The organism is Sphingomonas sp. 37zxx, assembly GCF_000786205.1.
Lineage (GTDB): Bacteria > Pseudomonadota > Alphaproteobacteria > Sphingomonadales > Sphingomonadaceae > Sphingomonas.
On the sequence record NZ_JROH01000090.1, the window covers coordinates 2,501 to 5,910 of the forward strand.

Below are 3,410 nucleotides of genomic sequence, written 5' to 3' on the forward strand. Positions count from 1 at the left end.
ATGGTTTGTATCGCGAGCGGGCTTCGGCCTGGTTCGGGATGCGATCGTGCGACCATTCACAAACAAGGCTGAGATTATCATCCACACCGGATACCAGACTTCGCTGCTCTGCCGAGTTTTGGTAGGTCGCAAGGCTTACCCAGCGTTGTCATTGGTGGTGTGGACTCTCAAGCGTGAGGTAAGGGCAATTGGTGGATGCCTTGGCATGTACAGGCGATGAAGGACGTGGCACGCTGCGATAAGCGTCGGTGAGGTGTGAGCAACCTTTGACCCGACGATTTCCGAATGGGGGAACCCACCTTCACCAATTAATTCAGCCGTTGAGCGATCAGCGGCCGCGTTAATTGGGAAAGGTATCACCGAAGTGAATACATAGCTTTGGTGAAGCGAACCCGGAGAACTGAAACATCTCAGTACCCGGAGGAAAAGACATCAACCGAGATTCCGTTAGTAGTGGCGAGCGAACGCGGACCAGGCCAGTGCCTTATCTTCAACTAGCAGAACCATCTGGAAAGTTGGACCATAGCGGGTGACAGTCCCGTATGCGAAAGTGATAGATAAGGACTTGAGTAGGGCGGGGCACGTGAAACCCTGTCTGAATATGGGGGGACCACCCTCCAAGCCTAAATACTCGTACATGACCGATAGCGAACTAGTACCGTGAGGGAAAGGTGAAAAGCACCCCGATGAGGGGAGTGAAACAGTACCTGAAACCGGTTGCCTACAAGCAGTTGGAGCCTCTTTATGGGGTGACAGCGTACCTCTTGCATAATGGGTCTGTGACTTAGTGTATCGAGCAAGCTTAAGCCGTTAGGTGTAGGCGAAGCGAAAGCGAGTCTGAATAGGGCGACTGAGTTCGATGCATTAGACCCGAAACCCGGCGATCTATGCATGACCAGGCTGAAGGTGCGGTAACACGCACTGGAGGGCCGAACCGATCAATGTTGAAAAATTGTCGGATGAGTTGTGCTTAGGGGTGAAAGGCCAATCAAGCCGGGAAATAGCTGGTTCTCCGCGAAATCTATTGAGGTAGAGCCTCGAATGAATACCCTGGGGGGTAGAGCACTGGATGGGCTAGGGCGACGCGAGTTGTACCAAACCTAACCAAACTCCGAATACCCAGGAGTACTATTCGGGAGACAGACGGCGGGTGCTAAGGTCCGTCGTCAAAAGGGAAACAGCCCTGACCTACAGCTAAGGTCCCCAAGTCACGTCTAAGTGGGAAAGCATGTGGGATTTCCAAAACAACCAGGAGGTTGGCTTAGAAGCAGCCATCCTTTAAAGAAAGCGTAACAGCTCACTGGTCTAAACAAGAGATCCTGCGGCGAAAATGTAACGGGGCTCAAGACGTGCACCGAAGCTTAGGGTGTGTAGTTTACTACACGCGGTAGCGGAGCGTTCCGTACGCCTGCGAAGTGGAAGGGTAACCGACCATGGAGGTATCGGAAGTGCGAATGCAGACATGAGTAGCGATAAAAAGGGTGAGATGCCCTTTCGCCGAAAGACCAAGGGTTCCTGCGCAAGGCTAATCCGCGCAGGGTGAGTCGGCCCCTAAGACGAGCCCGAAGGGGGTAGTCGATGGGAACACGGTTAATATTCCGTGACCTGGTGGTGTGTGACGGATCTCGTGTGTTGTACGTCCTTATTGGATTGGACGTGCTTCGAAGAGGTCCCAGGAAATAGCCCCACCGTATAGACCGTACCCGAAACCGACACAGGTGGTCAGGTAGAGTATACCAAGGCGCTTGAGAGAAGTGTCCTGAAGGAACTCGGCAAATTGCCTCCGTACCTTCGGAAGAAGGAGGCCCCATATAAGCGCAAGCTCTTATGGGGGGCACAGGCCAGGGGGTAGCGACTGTTTAGCAAAAACACAGGGCTCTGCTAAGTCGGCTTCAAGACGACGTATAGGGCCTGACGCCTGCCCGGTGCCTGAAGGTTAAGTGGAGGAGTGCAAGCTCTGAAATGAAGCCCAGGTAAACGGCGGCCGTAACTATAACGGTCCTAAGGTAGCGAAATTCCTTGTCGGGTAAGTTCCGACCTGCACGAATGGCGTAACGACTTCCCCACTGTCTCCAGGACATGCTCAGCGAAATTGAATTCTCCGTGAAGATGCGGAGTACCCGCGGTTAGACGGAAAGACCCCGTGCACCTTTACTGCAACTTCAGAGTGGCATTAGGAAAGAACTGTGTAGCATAGGTGGGAGGCTTTGAAGCGTCGGCGCCAGCTGACGTGGAGCCATAGGTGAAATACCACCCTGTTGTTTTCTGATGTCTAACCTAGAACCGTTATCCGGTTCAGGGACCCTCTGTGGTGGGTAGTTTGACTGGGGCGGTCGCCTCCTAAAGAGTAACGGAGGCGTGCGAAGGTTGGCTCAAGACGGTTGGAAACCGTCTGTTAGAGTGCAATGGCATAAGCCAGCCTGACTGCGAGACTGACAAGTCGAGCAGAGACGAAAGTCGGTCATAGTGATCCGGTGGTCCCTCGTGGAAGGGCCATCGCTCAACGGATAAAAGGTACGCCGGGGATAACAGGCTGATGATTCCCAAGAGCTCATATCGACGGAATCGTTTGGCACCTCGATGTCGGCTCATCACATCCTGGGGCTGGAGCAGGTCCCAAGGGTTTGGCTGTTCGCCAATTAAAGTGGTACGTGAGCTGGGTTCAGAACGTCGCGAGACAGTTTGGTCCCTATCTGCCGTGGGCGTCGAAATTTGAGAGGAGTTGACCCTAGTACGAGAGGACCGGGTTGAACATACCTCTGGTGTACCTGTCGTTCCGCCAGGAGCGCAGCAGGGTAGCTATGTATGGACGGGATAACCGCTGAAAGCATCTAAGCGGGAAGCCTCCCTCGAGATAAGATTTCACAGGACGGTCGAAGACCACGACCTTGATAGGCTGGATGTGGAAGTGGAGTAATCCATGGAGCTAACCAGTCCTAATTGTCCTATTCGCGCTTGAAGAGTCCCACCATCAATGACAGCGCTGCTGTTCGATCGTGGATGATATCTAAGACCTTGCACGGGCATCGATTTGAAAACCCAAAGACTACACCGGCTTCATTGCTTGGTGGCTATAGCGTCTGTGACCCACTCGATCCCATCTCGAACTCGAACGTGAAACCAGACTGCGCCGATGGTACTATCGTCTAAGCGATGGAAGAGTAGGTCGTCGCCAGGCATTGCAGCCGGTGTTGTCTTTGAGAAAAACCCATTCACATGTCATGCCGCCCCGCAGTCCTCACCCGACCGCCGGGCGGCTAAACGTCTTTGGCGCGGGGTGGAGCAGCCCGGTAGCTCGTCAGGCTCATAACCTGAAGGTCACAGGTTCAAATCCTGTCCCCGCAACCAACCCAAACATACAATCGGTGCCTAAGGGCGCCTTTTGGCCTTTGCGGCCATATTCATTTTCT

The 3,410-nt window shown here is 53.7% G+C and carries 1 tRNA gene and 2 rRNA genes; all 3 read left to right on the forward strand.

Annotated features, from left to right (window positions below):
- The first annotated feature begins 168 nt into the window (after positions 1–168).
- The 3 genes from QU44_RS16695 to QU44_RS16705 all read left to right on the forward strand — a co-directional run bounded on the left by QU44_RS16695 (position 169) and on the right by QU44_RS16705 (position 3,348).
- Positions 169–2,960, forward strand: a 23S ribosomal RNA gene (locus QU44_RS16695).
- Positions 2,961–3,063: 103 nt separating this feature from the next.
- Positions 3,064–3,178 (forward strand): 5S ribosomal RNA (rrf, locus tag QU44_RS16700).
- A gap of 93 nt (positions 3,179–3,271) precedes the next feature.
- A tRNA-Met gene (locus QU44_RS16705) sits at positions 3,272–3,348 on the forward strand.
- Positions 3,349–3,410: the final 62 nt, after the last annotated feature.